Source organism: Pelomonas sp. KK5 (assembly GCF_001984095.1).
GTDB lineage: Bacteria > Pseudomonadota > Gammaproteobacteria > Burkholderiales > Burkholderiaceae_C > KK5.
This window is the reverse complement of the sequence record NZ_LYVQ01000428.1, coordinates 1-2,300: the sequence shown is the minus strand read 5'-3', so window position 1 is coordinate 2,300 and position 2,300 is coordinate 1. Positions and strand designations below refer to the sequence as shown.

General features: G+C 68.4%; 3 protein-coding genes. All 3 read right to left on the bottom strand.

Annotated elements, in window-relative coordinates; translation table 11 throughout:
* Positions 1–20: 20 nt before the first annotated feature.
* The 3 genes from B0W88_RS31295 to B0W88_RS31285 are packed head-to-tail and all read right to left on the bottom strand — an operon-like array spanning position 21 to position 2,147.
* Entirely contained in the window at positions 21–914 is an 894-nt protein-coding gene (locus tag B0W88_RS31295; protein WP_077038361.1) for a hypothetical protein, read from the bottom strand.
* A gap of 2 nt (positions 915–916) precedes the next feature.
* Entirely contained in the window at positions 917–1,795 is an 879-nt protein-coding gene (locus B0W88_RS31290; RefSeq protein ID WP_077038360.1) for an ABC transporter ATP-binding protein, read from the bottom strand.
* A gap of 4 nt (positions 1,796–1,799) precedes the next feature.
* On the bottom strand, positions 1,800–2,147 hold the full coding sequence (locus B0W88_RS31285; protein ID WP_077038359.1) for a GntR family transcriptional regulator: 348 nt from the start codon (positions 2,145–2,147) through the stop codon (positions 1,800–1,802).
* Between the last annotated feature and the right edge of the window lie 153 nt (positions 2,148–2,300).

The window sequence follows — 2,300 nt, the reverse complement described above, 5'->3', positions numbered from 1 at the left end:
CTTGTTGGCTGCCCGGAGTTTCAGGCCGAACGGCTGCGCTTGAGCACGAGCAGCCCGAAGCAGATGCCCGCCACGATCAGCCCGCCGACCAGATGGGGCGACGCCAGGTTCTGGAGGGCGGACAGGCCGTCCTGCCAGGCCCAGGAGGCCGCCGGGAACGAATCCGGATGGCGCCTGATCTGTTCGTCGAACTGCCGCAGCAGCGCCGGCTCGGCAACGAAGGACTGCATCGAGCCGTCCCACTGCGCGCTCAGCAGGCGCCAGACGATCGGGTTGCCGTAGACCTTGTCCAGCACCAAGCCGCCGGCACCCAGCGCCAACGCGACCGCCGGCACGCCCCAGCGCTTGAGCCAGGCCGAGGCCGCCATGAAGATCAGCACCAGCGGCGCGAGCCACAGCGTCATGAGCAGGGTGCCGAAGAGCCCGCGCAGCAGCAGCGGCACGGCCATCGACATGACCGTTCCCCAGGGCACACCGGCCCAGCCGGCCCAGCCGTCCTGCTTGATGAACAGCGCACTGGCGATCACCCCGCCGAACAGGACACCGATCACCTCGGCCGCCAGGGGCACCAGCAGCGCATGGGCCAGCAGCGTCGCGCCGATGCTGGGGGAATGACCGCCCGGCAGCGACAGCCAGAACTCGATCGAACGGTCCTGCTGGTCGCGGCGCGCCAGGCCCGGCATCTGGAACATCGCGCTGACGTAGCTGATCAGGAACATCACCATCCCGGTGGCCAGCACGATGAACAGCGCCACCGGCAGCGGCGGCATTTCCTTGGTCATGCCTTCGACGGTGCCGAACGGGAGGATCGCCAGGAAGACCAGTGGCGGCGCCAGCAGCGTGACCAGCCAGCCTCGCTTGTGCTGCATCCACTCGCGCAGCAGCAGGGTCTTGAAACGATTGCTTGCAGTCATGATCAGGCCTCCTTGCGCGTCAGCGCCGGGTTGCGGGTCAGCGCCATGAACAGGTCGACGAGGTTGGGGCGGATGCGCTCGCCCAGCTCGGCCACATGGGCCGGCGGCGCGCCGTCAAAGATCGCGGCGCCGCGGCCGCCCGCCTGCCGGTAGCGCAGCAGCGGATGGGCGGCGGCGATGGCGTCGGCGGTGGCCGGGTCGTGGCTCAGCGCGACGAAGCGCTGGTCCATGTCCTCCAGGCTGATGTTCAGCACCAGGCGCCCTTCGTCCAGCATGATCACGTCGGACAGCAGCGACTCGACCTCCTCGACCTGGTGGGTCGAGATCAGCACGCTGCGCTCGCCGTCACACCACTCGTCGATCAGCATCTCGTAAAAGCTCTTGCGGGACATCACGTCCAGGCCCAGCGTGGGCTCGTCCAGGATCATCACCTTCGCATCGATCGCCGCGATCAGCGCCAGGTGCAGCTGCACCACCATGCCCTTGGACAGGCTCTTGACCTTGTCGTTCAGGCCGACGCTGGTGCGCTTGAGCAGCTCCCGCGCCCGCAGGGCCGAGAAGCGCGGCTGCAGCCCGCCCATCAGCGTGATCAGCTCGTGAACCCGCGCCCAGCGCGGCAGCACGGCCACGTCCGGGATGTAGCAGAGCTGCTCAAGTAACTGGTTACGTTGGCGGCGCGGGTCCAGCCCCAGCACGCTCAGGGAACCCTCCGCCGGCAGCAGCCCGACCAGCGCCTTCATCAGCGAGGTCTTGCCCGCGCCGTTGTGGCCCAGCAGGCCGACGACGCGACCCTTCGGGATCGCGAAGCTGACGCGCTCCAGCGCGGTCTTCGCCTTGCCGTAGCGCAGCGTCAGCTCGCTCGCTTGGATCAGATGGTCCATGGTCTCAGTCCTCCCAGTTCAGGTCGTTGGCGCCGATGCCCAGCCGCTTCAGCTTGGCCCGCAGCGCCGGCCATTCCTTCTGCAGGAACTGCGCGCGCTCCCGGCTCAGCAGCCGCGTGCGCGCGCCGGCCTTGACGTACATGCCCATGCCCCGGCGGCTCTCCACCAGGTCGTTGTCCACCAGCGCCTGCAGCGCGCGGCTGACCGTCAGCGGATTGATCAGGTAGGTGCTGGCCAGCTTGCGGACCGAGGGCAGGGCCTCGCCCTCGGGCGGCGCCCCGTCCAGCAGTTGCACGGCCAGCCGGTCGGCCAGCTGCTGATAGAGCGGTGCGGAGTCGTTCCAGGTGTGCATGGGCGGCTCGGTGTGTTGGTGATGTAGCACACCATATCAATCGACCCGCCGGCCGACCAAGGGAAACGCGACGGACTGCAGAAACCCCAGGATGAACGGCAAATCGCCTCGCCGGCAGAATGATCCGATGACCCAAGCCACCGCCCCCCACCC

Coding starts and splice junctions, on each gene's coding strand:
- B0W88_RS31295 (WP_077038361.1), bottom strand. CDS start 914: ATGACTGCAAGCAATCGTTTCAAGACCCTGCTGCTGCGCGAGTGGATG.
- B0W88_RS31290 (WP_077038360.1), bottom strand. CDS start 1,795: ATGGACCATCTGATCCAAGCGAGCGAGCTGACGCTGCGCTACGGCAAG.
- B0W88_RS31285 (WP_077038359.1), bottom strand. CDS start 2,147: ATGCACACCTGGAACGACTCCGCACCGCTCTATCAGCAGCTGGCCGAC.